Origin of the sequence: Streptomyces sp. NBC_00190 (genome assembly GCF_036203305.1) — a bacterium.
GTDB lineage: Bacteria > Actinomycetota > Actinomycetes > Streptomycetales > Streptomycetaceae > Streptomyces.
In genome coordinates, this window is sequence record NZ_CP108131.1 from 4,236,566 (window position 1) to 4,254,334 (window position 17,769).

21 protein-coding genes are annotated in these 17,769 nt (G+C 71.1%); 10 read left to right on the forward strand and 11 right to left on the reverse strand.

All coding sequences use genetic code 11. The features are described 5' to 3' along the window. Window positions 1–102: 102 nt before the first annotated feature. Entirely contained in the window at window positions 103–492 is a 390-nt protein-coding gene (locus OG429_RS20395; RefSeq protein WP_328926728.1) for an SHOCT domain-containing protein, read from the forward strand. Between the two features lie 83 nt (window positions 493–575). Here the strand turns inward: OG429_RS20395 and OG429_RS20400 are convergent, their stop codons facing one another. Continuing rightward, window positions 576–1,316 (reverse strand): PP2C family protein-serine/threonine phosphatase, encoded by a 741-nt coding sequence (locus OG429_RS20400; RefSeq protein ID WP_328926729.1) that lies wholly within the window; start codon window positions 1,314–1,316, stop codon window positions 576–578. Between the two features lie 138 nt (window positions 1,317–1,454). Between OG429_RS20400 and OG429_RS20405 the strand changes: the two genes are divergently transcribed. The 4 genes from OG429_RS20405 (at window position 1,455) to OG429_RS20420 (ending at window position 4,782) form a co-directional block, all read left to right on the forward strand. Continuing rightward, window positions 1,455–1,754, forward strand: coding sequence for a hypothetical protein (locus tag OG429_RS20405; protein ID WP_328926730.1), 300 nt, complete (start codon window positions 1,455–1,457; stop codon window positions 1,752–1,754). A gap of 92 nt (window positions 1,755–1,846) precedes the next feature. After that, a complete protein-coding gene (locus OG429_RS20410; protein ID WP_328926731.1) occupies window positions 1,847–2,452 on the forward strand; it encodes a mycothiol-dependent nitroreductase Rv2466c family protein in 606 nt (201 codons plus the stop codon). A 114-nt stretch (window positions 2,453–2,566) separates the two neighbouring features. After that, complete coding sequence (locus tag OG429_RS20415; RefSeq protein WP_328926732.1) at window positions 2,567–3,760, forward strand: NAD(P)/FAD-dependent oxidoreductase; 1,194 nt, start codon at window positions 2,567–2,569, stop codon at window positions 3,758–3,760. 125 nt (window positions 3,761–3,885) lie between these two features. Then, window positions 3,886–4,782, forward strand: coding sequence for an RNA polymerase sigma-70 factor (locus tag OG429_RS20420; protein WP_328926733.1), 897 nt, complete (start codon window positions 3,886–3,888; stop codon window positions 4,780–4,782). Window positions 4,783–4,814: 32 nt separating this feature from the next. Here OG429_RS20420 and OG429_RS20425 read toward each other — a convergent pair whose 3' ends face one another. Together OG429_RS20425 and OG429_RS20430 are read right to left on the reverse strand one after the other, a co-directional pair. Then, window positions 4,815–5,003 carry a hypothetical protein gene (locus OG429_RS20425; protein WP_328926734.1) on the reverse strand — a complete coding sequence of 63 codons (189 nt, stop codon included), beginning with the start codon at window positions 5,001–5,003 and terminating at the stop codon, window positions 4,815–4,817. A gap of 135 nt (window positions 5,004–5,138) precedes the next feature. Next, window positions 5,139–6,077 carry an alpha/beta fold hydrolase gene (locus OG429_RS20430; RefSeq protein ID WP_328926735.1) on the reverse strand — a complete coding sequence of 313 codons (939 nt, stop codon included), beginning with the start codon at window positions 6,075–6,077 and terminating at the stop codon, window positions 5,139–5,141. 127 nt (window positions 6,078–6,204) lie between these two features. Between OG429_RS20430 and OG429_RS20435 the strand changes: the two genes are divergently transcribed. Beyond that, window positions 6,205–6,849, forward strand: a complete 645-nt coding sequence (locus tag OG429_RS20435) for a TetR/AcrR family transcriptional regulator (protein ID WP_328926736.1) — start codon at window positions 6,205–6,207, stop codon at window positions 6,847–6,849. 586 nt (window positions 6,850–7,435) lie between these two features. Here the strand turns inward: OG429_RS20435 and OG429_RS20440 are convergent. Further along, window positions 7,436–7,717: a hypothetical protein gene (locus tag OG429_RS20440; protein ID WP_328926737.1), complete on the reverse strand. Its 282-nt coding sequence runs from the start codon at window positions 7,715–7,717 to the stop codon at window positions 7,436–7,438. A 607-nt stretch (window positions 7,718–8,324) separates the two neighbouring features. Here OG429_RS20440 and OG429_RS20445 point away from each other — a divergent pair. After that, a complete protein-coding gene (locus OG429_RS20445; protein WP_328926738.1) occupies window positions 8,325–9,695 on the forward strand; it encodes an FAD-binding oxidoreductase in 1,371 nt (456 codons plus the stop codon). A 99-nt stretch (window positions 9,696–9,794) separates the two neighbouring features. Here the strand turns inward: OG429_RS20445 and OG429_RS20450 are convergent, their stop codons facing one another. The 5 genes from OG429_RS20450 to OG429_RS20470 all read right to left on the reverse strand — a co-directional run bounded on the left by OG429_RS20450 (window position 9,795) and on the right by OG429_RS20470 (window position 13,806). Next, window positions 9,795–11,045: a glycosyltransferase gene (locus OG429_RS20450; protein ID WP_328926739.1), complete on the reverse strand. Its 1,251-nt coding sequence runs from the start codon at window positions 11,043–11,045 to the stop codon at window positions 9,795–9,797. A gap of 83 nt (window positions 11,046–11,128) precedes the next feature. Then, the gene (locus OG429_RS20455) at window positions 11,129–11,719 is read right to left on the reverse strand and encodes a dihydrofolate reductase family protein (protein ID WP_328926740.1); all 591 of its coding nucleotides are present in this window, start codon (window positions 11,717–11,719) and stop codon (window positions 11,129–11,131) included. 49 nt (window positions 11,720–11,768) lie between these two features. Continuing rightward, on the reverse strand, window positions 11,769–12,806 hold the full coding sequence (locus OG429_RS20460; RefSeq protein WP_328926741.1) for a GNAT family N-acetyltransferase: 1,038 nt from the start codon (window positions 12,804–12,806) through the stop codon (window positions 11,769–11,771). Window positions 12,807–12,958: 152 nt separating this feature from the next. Beyond that, window positions 12,959–13,600, reverse strand: a complete 642-nt coding sequence (locus OG429_RS20465; RefSeq protein WP_328926742.1) for a hemerythrin domain-containing protein — start codon at window positions 13,598–13,600, stop codon at window positions 12,959–12,961. A 2-nt stretch (window positions 13,601–13,602) separates the two neighbouring features. Continuing rightward, window positions 13,603–13,806, reverse strand: coding sequence for a hypothetical protein (locus OG429_RS20470; RefSeq protein WP_328926743.1), 204 nt, complete (start codon window positions 13,804–13,806; stop codon window positions 13,603–13,605). A gap of 93 nt (window positions 13,807–13,899) precedes the next feature. Between OG429_RS20470 and OG429_RS20475 the strand changes: the two genes are divergently transcribed. Continuing rightward, on the forward strand, window positions 13,900–14,793 hold the full coding sequence (locus OG429_RS20475; RefSeq protein WP_328926744.1) for a LysR family transcriptional regulator: 894 nt from the start codon (window positions 13,900–13,902) through the stop codon (window positions 14,791–14,793). Between the two features lie 92 nt (window positions 14,794–14,885). Here OG429_RS20475 and OG429_RS20480 read toward each other — a convergent pair whose 3' ends face one another. After that, on the reverse strand, window positions 14,886–15,047 hold the full coding sequence (locus OG429_RS20480) for a hypothetical protein (protein ID WP_328926745.1): 162 nt from the start codon (window positions 15,045–15,047) through the stop codon (window positions 14,886–14,888). Further along, window positions 15,047–15,553 carry a MarR family winged helix-turn-helix transcriptional regulator gene (locus OG429_RS20485; protein WP_328926746.1) on the reverse strand — a complete coding sequence of 169 codons (507 nt, stop codon included), beginning with the start codon at window positions 15,551–15,553 and terminating at the stop codon, window positions 15,047–15,049. Before OG429_RS20485 ends, OG429_RS20480 begins: the two co-directional genes overlap by 1 nt. Window positions 15,554–15,671: 118 nt before the next feature. On the opposite strand from OG429_RS20485, the gene OG429_RS20490 reads away from it, so the two are divergent. Together OG429_RS20490 and OG429_RS20495 are read left to right on the forward strand one after the other, a co-directional pair. Further along, window positions 15,672–16,265, forward strand: coding sequence for a malonic semialdehyde reductase (locus tag OG429_RS20490; RefSeq protein WP_328926747.1), 594 nt, complete (start codon window positions 15,672–15,674; stop codon window positions 16,263–16,265). A gap of 95 nt (window positions 16,266–16,360) precedes the next feature. Next, entirely contained in the window at window positions 16,361–17,599 is a 1,239-nt protein-coding gene (locus OG429_RS20495; protein WP_328926748.1) for an MFS transporter, read from the forward strand. The last annotated feature ends 170 nt before the right edge of the window (window positions 17,600–17,769 follow it).

A 17,769-nucleotide genomic window follows, 5' to 3' on the forward strand; every position in this document is an offset into this window, starting at 1 on the left:
GGCCTGGCGGCCGGTTGCAAAAGATACGAAATGTGCTCCGAAATGCGGACATTGAGTACCGGCTGTATCAATGAAGTAACCGCATGCATGATCGGAGCGAGCATGGACGACTATCCGCTTCTCAACATCTTCTGGACGATGCTGTGGCTCTTCCTGTGGATCCTGTGGTTCTTCCTCCTCTTCAAGATCATCACGGACATCTTCCGCGACCACAGCCTCGGTGGCTGGGGGAAGGCGGGATGGCTCATCTTCGTGATCCTGCTGCCGTTCCTCGGCGTGTTCGTCTACCTCATCGCCCGCGGGTCCGGCATGGGACAGCGGGACGTGAAGCAGTATCAGGAGAGTGAGCAGGCCTTCCGCAGCTACGTCCAGGAGGCGGCTGGATCCGGGGGCGGTTCGGCGGAGGAGCTGAGCAAGCTCGCCGCGCTCAAGAGCAAGGGCGACATCACCCAGGAGGAGTACGACCGCGCCAAGGCCAAGCTCCTGGCGTGACCGGTCGCGTCATCGCCACTTCGACGGCAGCGGGCCCCGCCCTTCCCGGGCGGGGCCCGCTGCCGTCCTCCGGACTCGGCCCCTCACGCGCCGATGCGCACCAAGGCGAGCGTGATGTTGTCCGGACCTCCGGCTTCGATGGCCGCCTTCCACAGCTCGAAGGCGGCCTTGCCGTCGTCGTGCACGCGCAGCAGTTCGTCGATCACGTCGTCGGGCAGCGGGTCGGTCAGCCCGTCGCTGCACACCAGGTAGCGATCGCCCGTGGACAGCGGGAAAGCCGCCACGTGGGGGGTGATGGGGCTGGGCCCGGGGCTGCCGCCGAGCGTCTGGGTGACGGCCGACGTAGTGCGATGGCCGGGCGCGGGCGGCGGACTGTCGTCCACGCTGACCTGGTGCAGCCCGTCCTCGGTCGCGTGGAACACCTTGCTGTCGCCGACGTTGAACGCCAGCAGCGACTCCGCCAGTACGAGGGCCCCGGCGACCGTGGTTCCCATGGCGGCCAGATCCGGACGGCCGTCGGTGGCCGAGTACACCGCGTCGTTGCAGCGGTTCAGAGCGTCACTGATCGCCTCCGCGCTGTCCAGCGCCGGGCCGAGCGAGGCGAGCTCGCGGACGACCAGCTCACTGGCGACCTCGCCGGCCGGCTGCCCGCCGAGCCCGTCGGCGACGGCGACGACGAGCGGTCTGCCGAGGGGGAACAGCAGCGTCTGGGGGCTCAGGGTCACGGTCCCGCACAGCGTCCACGGGCCGACGGCGAGGCTGTCCTCGTTGTGGTCGCGGATCAGCCCGACATGGCTCAGGGCGGTCACAGCTATGTACGCCACCACGACGACCCGCCTCTCCGCAACGGCAGACGCAGCACTCCCTCCCATTGTCACGCTGCTCGGCGCTCACGCCGCTCGGCATGCGGTGGACGACCGGCCGGAGCACGCTGGTCGTGGGGCCCGAGAAAGGACTGGGCGATGTTCGCGAGGCTGAGCACCTACCAGGGATCACCGGTTCCGGCGTCGGGAGACCTGAGCGCGCATTCGGAGGCGATCGTCCAGCAGGTCCAGGACGTTCCAGGCTTCCGGGGCGTGTACTACCTCGTCGACCGGGCCTCGGGAAAGGCCACGTCGCTGACCTTGTGGGAGGACGAGCAGACCATGCGGGCGAGCGAGGACCGGGCCGCCCGGATCCGTGAGGAGACGGCCCAGCGCGAAGGCCAGCGGATCGTCTCGGTCGAGCACTTCGAGGTGGCCTTCAGCCGCCTCCAGCCATAGCCGCGACAGGTCGTCCCGGGCGCGGATTGGCCCAGGATTCCCGCGGGGAATTGGCGCTGCTGACAGGGCTGCCCCGCTCCTAGCCTGAGCCGGTGACCAACAGAGTCGATTTCTTCTTCGATCCCATCTGCCCGTTCGCCTGGATCACTTCCCGCTGGATGCTGGAAGTCGAGCGCCACCGCGACCTCGACCTCACCTTCCGCGTCATGAGCCTGTCCGTACTCAACGAGGGCCGCGAGGACCTCCCCGAGCGCTATCGAAGGCTCCTCACCACCGGCTGGGGGCCCGTACGCGTCTGCATCGCCGCGGCGCAGCAGCACGGCGACGAGGTTCTGCGCGGCCTCTACACGGCACTCGGCACCCGCCTCCACGACGAGGACCGGGCCGCCGACACCACCGTCATCAGGGAGGCCCTGGCCGAGGCCGGCCTCCCCGAGGACCTGGCCGACGCGGCGGACAGCACCGGGTACGACGACGCGGTGCGAAAGAGCCACCACGAGGGCATGGACCCCGTCGGCGAGGAGGTGGGTACACCCACCGTCCACATCGACGGCACCGCTTTCTTCGGCCCGGTCCTCACCTCGATCCCGCGCGGCGAGGACGCGGTCCGCGTCTTCGACGGCGTCCGGCTCCTGGCCGGCTACCCGAAGTTCTTCGAACTCAAGCGGACGCGGACGGGAGCGCTCGACTTCACCTGACCGGACCCGGTGTCGGCGCCCGCCCCGCCCGCGGAGTGATCTGGGTCACGTGCTGTCACAGGGGCCGGCCGCGCGGTGTCTTGAGGTCGAACCCCTGAAGACGGAGGAGACACCATGACTGGGCACACCGATGTGGTCGTGATCGGCGGCGGGTACGCGGGCGTCATGGCCGCCAATCGCCTGACGCAGCGCGACGACGTGACCGTGACGCTGATCAACCCGCGCCGGACCTTCGTCCACCGCATCCGTCTGCACCAGCTGGTGGGCGGGTCCGACGACGCGGTCGTCGACTACCGGTGGGTCCTGGCCGAGGGCGCGCGGCTGGTGGTCGACACCGTGACCCGGATCGACGCGGCCGGGCGCAGCGTGACGCTGGCGTCGGGCAGCACGGTGGGCTACGACTACCTGGTCTACGCGGTGGGCAGCGGCAGCGCCGACCCGCGCGTGCCCGGGGCGGCCGACTTCGCCTACCCGATCGCCGACCTGGAGGAGGCGCAGCGGCTGCGGCCGGTCCTCGACGCCGCGCCCGCGTCGGCCGAGGTGACCGTCGTCGGAGCCGGTCCGACCGGCATCGAGACCGCAGCCGAGCTGGCGGAGCAGGGTCGCGCGGTGACCCTGGTGTGCGGCGGGGTGCTCGGCCCGTACCTGCACCCGCGCGGCCGACGCTCGGTGGCCGCACGGCTGAAGGCGCTCGGGGTGACCGTGGTCGACGGCCCCGACAGCAAGGTGACGGCGGTGACCCGTGACGCCGTGCGGCTCGGCGGAGGCCGCGAGCTGCCGAGCACGGTGACCATCTGGACCGTCGGCTTCGGCGTGCCGGACCTGGCCGCGCGCAGCGGGCTGACCACGGACGCCCTGGGCCGCCTGCTCACGGACGAGACGCTGACCAGCGTGGACGACGAGCGCATCCTGGCGGCCGGGGACTCGGCGGCGCCGTCGAACCTGCCGCTGCGGATGAGCTGCCAGGCCGCGGTGCCGCTGGGCGCGCGGGCCGCCGACACGGTGCTCAGCCGGATCGCCGGTGAGCAGCCCTCGACCCTGAACCAGGTGTTCGCCGGCCAGTGCATCAGCCTGGGCCGACGCGCCGGCATCTTCCAGTTCGCCCACAAGAACGACACCGCGCTGTGGTTCCACATCGCCGGCCGCCCCGGCGCGAAGCTCAAGGAGTTCGTGTGCAAGGGCGTCGTCAAGCACCTGGCGGACGAGGCGCACAAGCCCGGTGGGTACGGCCTGCACCGCGTCTCGGGAGGGGACACGCGCGAACAGCTGCTGGAGACCGGTCGCGGCGAGGCGTTGGCCACTTCCTGAACGGGAACGGGCAGGCTGAGCTACCACCGGCACCACCGCCGTAGGCGAAGAGGGGACCCAACCGTGGATGCACGACCGGCCGTCGTCGGCCGCCAGGACCGGCCGCGAAGAAGGGGGTTCGCGATATGAGCGACCATGCCACCGAGCCGGCGACCGAGACGTTCGTGGCCCACCGCAATCTGCTCTTCACCGTCGCGTACGAGATGCTCGGATCGGCTGCCGACGCCGAGGACGTCCTCCAGGAGACCTGGCTGCGGTGGGTCCAGGTCGACCTGGAGCAGGTGCGCGACCAGCGCGCCTACCTGGTCCGGATCACGACCCGGCAGGCGCTCAACCGGCTGCGCACCATGTCGCGCCGCAAGGAGTCGTACGTCGGCCCGTGGCTGCCGGAGCCGTTGCTCACCGCGCCGGACGTCGCCCAGGACGTCGAGCTCGCCGAGAGCGTGTCGATGGCGGTCATGCTCGTCCTCGAAACGCTGTCGCCGACCGAGCGCGCCGTGTTCGTGCTGCGCGAGGTCTTCGACGTCGGCTACGACGAGATCGCGGCCGCCGTCGACAAGAGTCCCGCGGCCGTCCGCCAGATCGCCCACCGCGCCCGCCGGCACGTCGATGCCCGCCGCCCCCGCGAGGTGGTCTCCCAGGGCGAGACGCGGGCGGCTCTGGAGTCGTTCAGGCGCGCCCTCGACGGCGGGGACCTGCAGGGCCTGCTCGATGTGCTCGCGCCCGAGGTCGTCCTGATGAGCGACGGCGGAGGCATCAAGCAGGCCGCGGTGCGGCCGATCGTCGGCTCCGACAAAGTGTCCCGCTTCATGGTCGGCGGTCTCGGCAAGAACCGGATCCCGATCACCGTCGGCATCAGCACGGTCAACGGCAGCCCGGCACTGGTCGTACACCTGGACGGGGAGCTCGACGGCGTCATGGCGGTCCGCGTCGAGGACGCCCGCATCACCGGCCTCTACTACGTCCGCAACCCGGAGAAGCTCTCCCACGTCCAGTCCGAGATCCCGCTCACCCTGCGATGAAATCCCGCTGGCACAGGGGTCCTTCGGGGCGCTCACGGGCGTGCCGGGTGCCTGGCGCCGCGCGCCGGGCACCCGGCCGCGGGCACCCCGGCCCGTCGCAGCACCCGGCGGAGGTCCCGTGGTGACCACGCCCGGCCCACGGTCTCGCCGGCGACGCCGACCTCGCGCAGCCCCCGGCCGTCGGGTGCGTGCACGATGACCTGCGGTCGGCTGGACGTCATGCCATCAGGATCGGCGCGGCGCGGGGGCGTCGCAGCGGGCATGGGCATCCGGGTGACCCCGCGCCGCGCCGCGCGAGCGCGGGCGGAGCGGCAACCGCTGCTCCGGCAGGGCGAATTCACACCCGGCCGCGGGTCCTACGCGTCGACCGCGGCCGGGTCGAGGGAGTCGACGTCCTCCATGAAGCTGAGCATCCGGGCGTTGACCAGGTCGGGGTGGTCGATCTGCGGGCCGTGCCCCGTCGCGGCGATGATCTCGGCGCGGGCCCCGGGGATCAGGCGCGGCACCCGCTCCAGCTGCCGCTTCGGGTGTACGAGCAGGCTGCGCTTGCCCATGATCAGGTAGAACGGCGTCCGGATGGAGCCCAGCTCCTCGTCGGACAGCGGCAGCGGGGCGGGGCGGCGGATCCGGAAGGCCCGCACCCCGGCCTGGATCCACCTGCGCAGCTCCGGGACGACGAGGACCGGCTGTTCGAGCCACGCGGCGAGGCGCGGGCGCAGTGCCTTGGGGGCGAAGGTGGCGAAGAGGCTGGCGAAGATCCAGACGAAGAAGCGCAGGCCCACCTTTTCCAGCCCGCCCGGGTCGAGGGCGGTGACCGAGGCGAGCCGGCCGGGCCGCAGGTGCACCTGGTTGATGACCAGCCAGCCTCCGTAGGAGGAGCCGACGAGGTGGACCCGGTCCAGGCCGAGCGCGTCGAGCGCCTCGTCCATCCACTGGGCGGCGCGCTCGGGCTGCCACATGGGCTCGCGCTGGACGCTGCGGCCGGGGTCTCCGGGGGTGTCGAGGGCGTAGACGGGGCGTTCGGCGCTGAGTGCGGGGGTGTTGGGGTACCACTGGGCGGAGCAGCCGCCGGAACCATGGATCAGGACGACCGGCGTACGGGACTCGGCCGCCGGGTCCGTGGGCCCGTACCGGTACACGTGCGTGGTGCCGAAGCTGGTCTCCACGTCCGTCTCGGAGCGGGCGGGCGCACCCATCGCGTAGATCGCGTCGCAGGCGGCGAAGTAGCGGTCGCGCAGTTCGTCGTTCACGTAGCGGCCGATGTCGCGGCGCACACGGGTCGTGTTCTCGGGCACGGGGCACCTCCGGAAGGATCGTTCTTCGTGATACGAGCGTACCATGATGATGGTACGGCGGTACCATAAAAAGGTCCGGCGCGAGCCGGACCGCGAACCCACCACCGACGGGCGGAGACACCGGCACATGCCAAAGCGCGTGGACCACGAGGAACGGCGCGCCCAGATCGCCGAGGCGCTCATCCAGGTCGCCGGACGGCGCGGGCTGCACGCCGTCGGCATGCGGGACGTGGCCGCCGAGGCCGGCGTGTCACTCCGGCTGGTGCAGTACTACTTCGAGACCAAGGAGAAGCTGCTCTTCTACGGGCTCCAGCACCTGACCGACCGCTTCACCGCGCGGGTGGGCGCCCGCCTCGGTGCCGCCGGTCCGAACCCGGGCCCCCGCGCGACCATCGAGGCGCTGCTGCTGGCCTCCCTCCCGACGGATGAGGAGAGCCGCACCTTCCACCTCCTCTACAGCTCCTACTCGATCCTGTCCGTGACCGACGAGGCACTGGCCGCCCAGCCCTTCATCGACAACCCCGACGCCGCCGAGAACGCCGTGACCGGCCTGCTCGAACAGGCCCAGGCGTCAGGCCTGGCCGATCCCGGCATCGACGCGCGCACGGAGGCGATCAGCCTGCTCGCAATGGCGGCGACCATGGGCACCAGCATCCTCGTGGGCCAGCGCGGCGCCGAGTCGGCCATCGCGGTACTCCATCACCACCTGGACCGGATCTTCGCGACCGCCGAGCGGAGAGATCCGGACAGCGAAGCAGGCCCAGGTCGCTGACCTGGGCCTCGGCGGCCGGGAGTGCTCGTCTACGAACTCGCGCCGCGGCTCACGGCCTTCCGGCCGGCCGGCGGTCGCCCGAGGGCGAGGACGACGAGCAGGGCGAACGCGATGAGGGCGGTGAGCGAGCGCAGGTTGTTGAAGGGTTCCCAGCGCCGCAGGACCTCCGCGTGACCGGCGGGGGCCGAGTCCGGCCAGCTCGTCGTCGAAGCTCTCGTCCACCATCAGCTCGGCACCGCTGCGGGCGCCGTCGAGGTAGGTGAAGGCGACCAGCCGTTCGGCGGCGTCGTTGCCCAGCAAGACCGGGCCGCGCAGTGCGTGGGGCGGGAGGGTGACGGCGAACCGCTCGAAGGCGAGCAGGCGCCGCATCCGGTTGCGGACGTCGTCGTCGGTTCCGACGAGCCTTTTGGCGAAGACGTTCCGGCCGATTTCCGTGCTGCCGGCCCAGATTTCGTTGCGGCCTATCGGTGCGGAGACCGACTTCCTGTCGAAGTGGCCGAATCCCATGCGGTCGAGAAAGGATTCCACCGCCGGAACTCCGTCGAGATCGACGGGAGCGAATGTGGTCGACATCGGGTGACCGGCCTCAGATGCTCTGCGTCGCGGTACCGGTGGCCGACGGGCCCTGCCAGCCCGGGATGTACGGGGTCGCTACCTGCGGCGTCGGCGGGCCGGCGGGGCTCTCCTGGGCCACCGTGACGGCGGTCGCGGTGGTCTGGTGGAGGCCGGCCGGTGCGGCGGAACGGTCCTCCGAGTCACCCGAATTGGTCAGGGTCGCGGCGGCGATTCCGGCGATCAGTCCCAGTGCGGTGAATACGTAGGCGGAGCGCTTCTTCGAACGTTCCTTGGCGGTGGCCGACTTCGGCATTTCGTTTCCCCTCGTGGTGTCGTTTCCTTCTCGACGTGGACAACTCTGCCGCGTCGGAAGGGCCCTCAGAGGGAAAAGCGTTCAGCTTCCTGTATGGATGGTTCAGCTTCCTGCACGGCCCGGGCGGGGGTTGTCGTGCCGCTTCCTGCAGCCGTTTCCGTGCCTGTTCCGGCACCGGTTCCGGCAGTCCTGGACGGCAGCGGGCACCCGTCCAGGACCGCCCGGACCATGCGCCGGGCGGCCCTGGACGGCCACCCCGCCACCGGGTCCGTACGCACCTGAGAACGGCCGGCACGCCGCGGCCACCCCGATGCCTTCGGCCCGTGGTTATGTGCCGTCGAAGACCCTTGGTGACCGCTGTGCGCCGCCTTCGAGGGCACGCTCCGGGCAGGGGCCTGCAGGGGCTGGAGTCAGGGCTTCACGGATCTCGAGTTGAGGCCTCGCGCCATCGGCGTAGCGTGAGGAGGACCGAGCTCGGTGACAGGGCGCGTGGCGGGGTGTGACGTGGCGGGGTGTGACGTCCCGCGGAGAGTCCAGATGCCCGCTTCTGTAGGCGTCGCGCCTTCCTGGCAGAGCCGACGGGGTACAGGCACGAGGAGCGGTTGCTATGGCCAAGCTCTCGATGGAGCAGTTGCGTGAACGTGTCCACGGGGCGGTCGTCACCCCTGACGACGATGACTACGACGAGGCGCGCAAGGTCTACAACGCCATGATCGACAAGAGGCCGACCGTCGTCGTGCGCTGCGTCAACGCGGGCGATGTCATGGCCGCGGTCGACTTCGCACGGGAGAACGAGCTCGACCTGGCGGTGCGCGGTGGCGGGCACAGCGTGCCCGGCTTCGGTACCTGCGACGGCGGCGTCGTGGCGGACCTGTCCGGGATGCGTGGCGTGCGTGTCGACCCCGTGCGACGGACGGCACGGGCCGAAGGCGGCGCGACCTGGGGCGACTTCAACGCGGCGACGCACGCCTTCGGTCTGGCGACGACCGGGGGGATCATCTCGACCACGGGTGTCGGCGGGCTCACCCTCGGTGGCGGCATCGGCTATCTCTCCCGCGGACTCGGGCTGAGCTGCGACAACCTGATCTCCGCCGACGTGGTGACCGCGGACGGCCGGTTCCTTCTCGCGAGCGAGGAGGAGCACGACGACCTCTTCTGGGCCCTTCGCGGCGGCGGCGGCAACTTCGGCGCGGTGACCTCCTTCGAGTTCCGGCTCAGCCCCGTCAAGGACATCTACGGCGGGCCGATCCTCTACGAAATGGCGGACGCCGCCACCGTGCTGCGCTCCTTCAGCGACTACATCGCGGATGCGCCCGAGGAACTCGGCGCCTTTCCGGCCTTCCAGCTGGCCCCGCCGCTCCCGTTCATCCCGGAGAACCGGCACGGCGACCCCTTCATCCTGATCGTGTCGTGCTGGGCCGGGCCGCTGGACGAGGGGCAGCGCGCCCTCCAGGCCTTCCACGACTTCGCGCCGGTGGTCGCCGAGCACGTCGGGCCCATGCCGTATCCCGCGCTCAACACCGCCTTCGACGGGCTGGTACCGCCCGGCCTCCAGCACTACTGGAAGGCCAACTTCGTGACCGAGCTCAGCGACGCCGCGATCGCGGCGCACGAGCAGCACGCGCCACGGCTGCCTGCCCTGAACTCGACGATCCACATCTACCCCATCAACGGTGCCTGCCACCGAGTCGCACCGGAGGCCACGGCCTTCGCCTACCGGGACGCCTCGTTCGCCACCGTCATCGCCGGCATGTGGCCCGACCCGTCCGCCAACGAGGCCAACATCGCGTGGGTGCGCGACTACTACGACGCGACCGCCCCGCACTCGGAGGAAGGCGGATACGTCAACTTCATGGCCGACGACGACCAGGACCGGATCAGGGCCAACTACAAGACCAACTACGACCGCCTCGTCGAGGTCAAGGGGAAGTACGACGCGGGAAACCTGTTCCACCTGAACCAGAACATCAAGCCCTAAGCGGCCTCCCCGAGGCCGCTTAGCACTCCGCTGGACGACGAAGCAGGCCCAGGTCGCCGACCTGGGCCTGCTCTCAAGGGGCGGGCGGTTCCGCGCGGTTCACGCGGAGACGGGCCGCCCCTCCCGGCCGGCCGCGTCGAGCAGCAGCTTCGCGGCCACCGTCGCCCCGTCCGTGCGGATCGTCCCGGCCACGGCGGCCGCCCGTGCGCGGGTCTCGGGGGTCAGGGCCGTCTTGAGCGCGACCGACAGGGACTCGAAGGTCGGGGTCGGGCCGTCGTGCGCCGCACCGATGCCCAGGTCGGCCACGCGGCCGGCCCAGTACGGCTGGTCCGCCATCTGCGGGACCACCACCTGAGGCGCGCCGGCCCGGGCGGCCGTCGTCGTCGTGCCCGCGCCGCCGTGGTGCACGACGGCGGCCACCCGGCGGAACAGCGCCTGCTGGTTGACCTCGCCGATGACGAAGCAGTCGTCGGCGTCGTCGATCAGACCCAGTTCGGCCCAGCCGCGCCCGATGAGTACGCGGCGGCCCTGCGCGCGGACCGCCTCGATGGCCGCCCGAGCGACGCCCTCCGCGTCACGCACGGGGATGCTGCCGAAGCCCACGTATACGGGCGGTGTTCCGGCGTCCAGGAACGCCTCCAGAGCGGTCGGCAGCCGGCGTTCGTCCGGCCGGACCCACGCGCCGGTCTGCACCACGTCGAGGTCCGCCGGCTCCTGCCACGGGCTCAGGGCCGGGTCCGTCGCCAGCCACGGCCGTCCGGTGAGGACGTGGTCGCGGACGTTGTCCACCAGCGGCAGGCCGAGCGATGCCCGGTGGGTGTTGACCGCCTCGCCGAACAGCATGTTCAGGCTCTCGGTGTTCAGGTCCCACAGCACCCGGTTGTCGGTCTCCTCCGGCGGGAGCGGCCGGCCCGGCCACGCGAGCGGCGGGTGGTGCGGCGACGGCAGGTAGGTCGGGAAGTAGGCCACGAACGTGTAGGGGATGCCCAGCTTCTCGGCCGCCGCCCGCGCGGCGGCCGCGGCCGGGAGCGAGCCGGTCGCCACCACCGCGTCACAGCCCTCGGCCACAGCGGCGACCGCGTCGTAGGTCGAGCCGAACAGCGCGGCCGCACGCTGGGGCAGGGTCGCCGCCGTCGGCGGCGGCGCCGTCCCGGTCACCGCCGCCGTGACCGTCGCCCGCAGCGAGGCGCCGATCGGCGCCAGGGGCAGGCCGACACCGTCGAGGAAGTCCGCGAAGTCCGGTGGCGCGCACACCCGCACCTCCGCGCCGAGCGCCCGCAGCTGTACCCCGAGCCCCGCCATCGGCTCGATGTCCCCGCGCGACCCGTAGGCCATCAACAACACACGCATGTCACAACTCTCGTTTCCGTAGTGTCCGGGCGGGGCCGTCGTTCCGGCCCGAGGGGTGTTCGGGGGCGGCCCCAGCAGATCCTTCAGCTCCGCTCGCCCGCCGAGGGCGGCACCTTCGAGAAGGTGGTGATGGTAAAGCCGGAGTCGAAGGTTCGCGTGGTGCCCGGGACGAAGCTCGTCGGGGTGAAGGGGCCGTCGAACAGGGGGATGCCGGATCCGATGACGATGGGGTGCCGCTTGATGATCAGCTCGTCGATCTCGTCGCGCAGGGCGCCCGCCAGTTTGCCGCCGCCGCACAGCCAGATGTCCATGCCGTCCTGCTCCTTGAGCCCGCGAACGAGCGCGGCGGGGTCGTCGACGACGGTCACCGCCGGATCGGGGCTGATGAGCGTGCGGGAGACGACGTACTGCTTCAGGTGGGCGTACGGGCTGGTCCACCCCAGCTTCAGGCCCGGGTCGTAGGTGGCGCGGCCCATGATGACCGTGTCGAACCGCTGGGCGGCCCGGTCGGCGATGCCCAGCGGCTCACGTGCGGGCGTCGGCATGGTCTCGGGGAAGTCCGCCAGGATCGCGGCGGCTTCCTCGCCCTCGAAGGGGAGGAAGTCGTACTGGTCTTCGGGACCGGCGATGTAGCCGTCGAGGGTGGCGGAGATGTAGTAGGTCAGCTTGCGCATGGGCTCTCGCTTGTTCGATACAGATGGAGGGTGCGGGTACGGGCACGGATCAGGTCGTGGGCACGTCGAGCTGGAACTCGCGGGTGCGCCGGTAGGAGCGGAAGCCCAACTCCCGGTTGACCGCGAGCATGTGGACGTTGTCCTCGGCGTTGTCGGTCTCGATCTCGACGACGCCGGGGTGCTCGGCGCGCAGCCGGCGCACCATGGCCGCCTTGAGCCACAGCCCCAGACCGTGGCCGCGGTGCGCGGGTACGACCGCGGTGTCGTACTGCTGCACCCGGGCCGGCGTTCCCCGGGGGACCAGGATCTCGGTGTAGCCGGCCATGGCGCCGTCGTCGTGGACGGCGGCGACGGTCAGCAGGGTGTCCCCGCGGTCGGCGATCACCTTGGCCATGGCCCGTACGCGGTCGGCGTCCCAGTCCACGCTGCCGTAGTCCAGGTCTCCGACGGGCATGTCGTTCATCGCGTTCTTGGCCGTCGCGAAGGCGGCGGCGAGGTCGTCGGGCACCGTGCCGGTCCAGCCGGTCAGCCGGTAGCCGGGGTGCCCGGTCTCGCCGAGCCGGCGCATCCTGGCCTCGCCCGTCTCATCCGTCCCGTGCGTCTCGTCCATCCCGTCCATCCCGTCCAGGCGCAGGAGCAGGTGGTCCAGGGTCAGTGCCGGGCGGAAGCTCCACCGTTCGCAGAAGGCTTCGCCCGGGCTTTCGGCGGGAGCCGTGACGACCAGGCTGCGCCGGTTGTCGGTGCGGCAGGCCGCCACGACCGCCGACAGCAGGCGGGAGCCGGCTCCCCGGCGCCGGTGCGCGGGGTCGACGTGGAGTTCCATCTCGGCCAGGTGGTCCCTCCCCGGGGAGGCGAACAGCCGTAGGCCCGCGACGCCGACGGGGACGCCGTCCGCCCCGGTGGCCAGCCAGGTCAGCCGCCGGCTGTCCAGCGTCGGATTGGTGAGCTGGGCATGGATCTGCCCGGGGTCGGGAGGCGGTACGCCCGGCAGGTCGTGGGCCATCGAGGCGGCGACGACCTGGTGCCACGCGGCGGCGTCGGTGATCGAAATACGGTCCAGCGGAGTGAGGAGGACGTGCTCGGACAAGGCGATGACTCCCGCGGTCGAGTGGGTCGTACTTCCGGGTGTTGTGAAGGCGGGCTCGGGCCGGTCGGCCGCCACAAGCGCTGTCTGTCGGGTCAGGCCCCCGTTCCGGCCGACGCGTCGCTCTGCGGGTCGCGGCAGCCGGTGGCAGTGCGTCAGAACGCAGTGCCTGGAACCCAGCGGTCCAGGGCGGTGTAAGCCGGCACCCACCGGTCGGTGCAGGCGGCGCGCGTGGGCGCGGGCAGCGGAGCGAGGAGTTTCTCCACCGTCGGCTCGTCGGCGCCGTCCAGCAGCCACGGCAACAGCACCGGTGCGTCAGGGGCGAGCCGCCGGGCATGGACCTGGCCGAAGTGGTTCCACTGCTCGGCCGTCAACGCCCGCTGGATCAGCGGCAGAACCGCTTCCTCCTCGTGTCTGAGGTGCCCGGCCAGGCCGGTGGTCAGCGCGTCCGTCAGGTCGCCCAACCGCAGCGGATCCGCCTGCGGATCGGCCAGCGCCGCGTCGATGGCGTCGATCACCGTGTCGATGGCGGCGTGTTCGGCCTCCACCGCCTCCAGCAGAGCCAGATCCTCCGGGCGGTCGGCCAGACTGTGGCGCAGCGCCGGCAACAGCGCTTCGTCTTCGGCCGTGTGGTGGGCGCGTAGAGCCTTTTTGAACAGCTTCCATCCGGCAGCGGTGGCCAGTACATGCCGGGGGTCACGGTCCGCCCGGGTGGTGACCCGGTCCAGATGGACCAGTTCCCGGCGCAGGGCGTCATGCATCGCGTACATCGCGGTCGGGTCGATACGGTTGCTCACGGTCAGATCCAGGACGTGGTGCCGGTCGGCGCACGGACCACGGCGTCGACACGGTTGAACGGGTCCGTCCTGCCGGTCAACACGGCCCGTGCGAACGGCTGTTGCCCGGCTAAGTGGGGCGACAGGCGCTTCCGCGGGCGGGGGCTGCCGGTGCCCGTCATCGTGTCCGGCAGTACGAGGGAAGGGTTCTTCGTGCGTGTTTGCATGCCCTCAAGCTTCTTGCGGGCAGCAGCGATGATCAATGTAAACTTCCGCGCGGTTCGATAACCGCAGGGTTATCAGGGGGGGCTTGGGAGCCGGTGGAGCTGCGAGACATCGAGATCTTCCTGGTGCTGGCGGAGGAGCTGCATTTCGGCCGGACCGCACAGCGGCTGCACGTTTCCCAGGCGCGCGTCAGTCAGGCGATCAAGAAGCAGGAGCGGCGCATCGGCGCCGAGCTGTTCACCCGCACCAGCCGCACGGTGCGCCTGACCGAGGTCGGCCGACAGTTCCGCGACGACCTGCAACCGGTCTACGCGGGCCTGCACGATTCCCTGGAGCGGGCCCAGCTGGCGGCCCGCGGCATCACCGCTCAGCTCCGCGTCAGCCTGATGCCCTTCAACGTCGCCGATCTGCACCCCTACTGGAAGGCGTTCCGCGCGCGGTATCCGCACTGGGGACTCCAGATCCGTCAGGCAACCTTCACCGATGTGTTCGGCCAGCTCCGAAGCGGTGCCATGGACGTCCTGGTCGTCTGGCTGCCGGTGGAAGAGCCGGACTTCACCGTCGGGCCGACCCTGTGCACCGACTCCCGGATCCTTGCCGTGGCCGCCGACCACCGGCTCGCGGGACGGGACTCGGTGCCACTGGAGCTGCTCGCCGACTTCCCGCACGGCACTGCCCTCGGCCTGCCGGACTACTGGGAGGACAGCTACCTGCCCTTCCACACCCCACGAGGCCGGCCGATCGAGCGCATCATGTCCGCGGCCTCGGACACCTCCGATGAGCTGATCAGTCACGTCGGCATGGGCGAGATCATCCACACCTTCCCCGGCCATGTCACCAGGTACTGGGGCATGTCGAACATCCGATGGCTTCCCCTCCCCGACATGGCCACCATGAACTTCGCCCTGGTCTGGCGGACCGAAGCCGAGAACGACCTCATCCGCGCGCTGGCCGACACGGTGCGAGACCTCGGCGTGTTCCGGTTCTGACGGCACCTGCGGTGTGAAGCGCCGGGGCGAGAGGCCTGGGCGACGACGAAGGCCCAGGTCTGTGACCCGGACCTTCTTGTCGGAGCGGATGACTACCCGCAGTCGCCCAGGACCGACCCCGAGCCGTCGGGGGTGTGCACATGGCCCACAGCATGAACAGCTCGGACGAGCAGCGCCGTGATCACAGTGCCGGGCGTCGTGACCGAACGCTGCCGCGCGGTGTCGTGGAACGCGGCGGCGGTGGGGGAGGTCATCACTTGATGGCGGTGTCGCCGAGTGTCTCCAGTACCTGGCGGAGGCCCTCGGCGGTCTTGTCGACCAGGTCGCGGTCCACGTCGGCGAGCAGCTGTGCGTAGCTCGCCAGATGGTCGGCGAAGGCGGCCCGGGTGACCTCGTGTCCGTGTTCGGTGAGGCGGATCTTGATGGTGCGCCGGTCGTCGCCATCGCGTACGCGCTCGACCAGGCCCTTGGCCTCCATCTTGTCGATGCGGTTGGTGATCGCACCGGAGGTCACCATGGATGCCTTGAGGAAGGCCCCGGCGGTGAGGGTGTAGGGCGGCCCGGAGCGCTGCAGCGTGGTGAGCACGTCGAACTCGCCGTGCTCCACGCCGTGTGCGGCGGCCGATGCCCTGGCGGACTTGTCGACCACCCGGGCCAGCCGCTGGATCCGCCCGAAGAGCTGCACCGGCCAGAGGTCGTCCACCACGTCGGGGCGTTCCTTGGCCCACTGGCCGATGATCGCGTCCACGGCATCGCTCATGGCCGTCACTCCTCTCAATGGACATCTTCTCAACGTTAAGACACTTGACGTTGAGAGAGTCGAGCTGCTTTTATTTCAACGTTGAGATTATCAAGACTGAACGACAGGAGCATCCCCGATGTCCGAGCTCGCTCTCCACCCCACCGCCCAGGACCTCCTCTTCCGCCAGGCCCGCACCGCCAACACCTTCACCGCCGAGCCGGTGACCGACGAGCAGATGCAGGCGGTCTACGACCTGGTCAAGTACGCCCCGACCGCCTACAACCAGTCGCCGCTGCGGGTGGTCCTGGTCCGCTCCGACGAGGCCCGCGAGCGGCTCGTGGGCCTCATGGACGAGGGGAACCGGCGCAAGGCGGCGGCCGCGCCGCTGATCGCGGTCCTCGCCGCCGACAACGAGTTCCACGAGGAGCTCCCCGCACTGCTCCCGCACTTCCCGCAGGCCAAGGACCTCTTCTTCGCCGACCGCCCGGTCCGCGAGGAGTCCGCGCTGCTCAACGCGACGCTCCAGGCGGCGTACTTCATCCTCGGCGTGCGCGCGGCGGGGCTGGCCGCGGGGCCGATGACCGGCTTCGACTTCCGGGGTGTGCAGAAGGAGTTCCTGGACGACGACCACACGCCTCTGATGGTCGTGAACATAGGCCGCCCCGGTGCGGACGCCTGGTTCCCGCGCTCGCCGCGGCTCGCCTACCACGAGGTCGTCACCACGGTCTGAGCCGCCTGAGCCGCCTGAGCTGCTCGGCCTGCCTGAGCCGTCTTCCCGCCTTCCCCGAGCCCTCCACGCCGTCCCCTCAGCATCCGGAGCCCGCCATGTCCCTGCTCGCCCGAACCCGCCCCCGCCCCGCTGCGCCGGCGACGGCCGCCGCCACTCCGGCTTCGCGCCATGTCCCGTCCGCATGGCTGGCGTTGCTGGCCGCCCCGGTCGCCGCGAGCGCCAACAGCCCGGTCCTGATCCTGCCCGACATGGCCGGCTCGCTCGGCGTCCGTACGGCCACGGCGACCTGGCTCGTCACGGTCTTCGCCTGGGCCATGGCCGTCGGCACCCCCTTGATGGCGGGCCTGCTGCGCCGCCGCGGCCTGGGCAGCACGCTCCGGCTGAGCGCGGCCCTGATCGTGGCCGGCGCCGCGGTCGTCGCCGTGGCGCCCTGGCTGCCGCTGGCCATGGCGGGCAGGGCGGCCCAGGCGGTGGGCGGCGCGGGCCTGGTCACCGCGGCGATGAGCCTGGCGGGTTCGGTACGCCGCATGGGGGTGATCACGGCGGGCTTCGGGGTGCTGGGCGCGGTCGGACCGCTGCTCGGTTCGGCGATCGCCGGCCCGGCCTCCTGGCGGGTGTCCCTCGCCGTCGGGGCGGTCGCCCTCCTGGCCCTGCCGGCGGTCATGCGCCGCGCCGACCTGTCCGCACCCGAGCAGACCACCCCCTTCGACGGCCGGGGCGCCGCCCTGCTGGTCCTGACGGCGACGGCCCTGGTACTCATCCCGCGCTACCCGCTCCCGGCGGTGGTCGCCTCGCTGCTGACGGCCTTGCTGCTGGCCCTGCACATCCGGTCCCATCCCACCGGCTTCGTCCCCGCAGCGCTGCTGCGCACCCGGGCCTTCGCCCTCTCCGCCCTGCTCGCCTGCACCTTCGCGACCTCGTACTTCACGCTGCTCTTCACCATCCCGCAGCTGCTGCGCGACCGCACCGACTGGTCGACCTCCACGATCGGCACCGGCCAACTGGTCGCCCTCCTCACGGGCTCCGTGCTCTCCATGGTGCTGGCCGCGGCCTCGGCCCGGCTGAGCCGCCCGCGGGTCCTGACGATCCTGCTCACGGTCGGAGCGCTGGCCCCGCTCACCGCCGTGCTGACCCCCTGGGCGCCGCTGCTCCTGCTGGTAGCGACGCTGGCCGTCTTCACGACGAGCGCGGGGCAGGCCACGCTCGCGGTATACGCCACCCAGTCCACTACGCCCACTCAGCGCCCCACGGCGATCGGCCTGTTCAACCTCTGCTATCAGCTGGGCGGCGCCTTCGGCCCGGCGATCGCAGCTCTGATCACGCTGGGCGGCTGACCCGCCGCGTCGCGGTCCCGTCCCACTCCGGTCCCCAGGCCGGGGCGGGCGGGGCAGCGGCGTTACTCCCGGGGGAGTACGGGAGGATCCGTGAAGCCCGGGGGAGTAGGGGCGATCTCCTGCCCGGGCGTGAGGGAACGGCCCTTCGGGGGCGGGACGCTGGAGGTGAC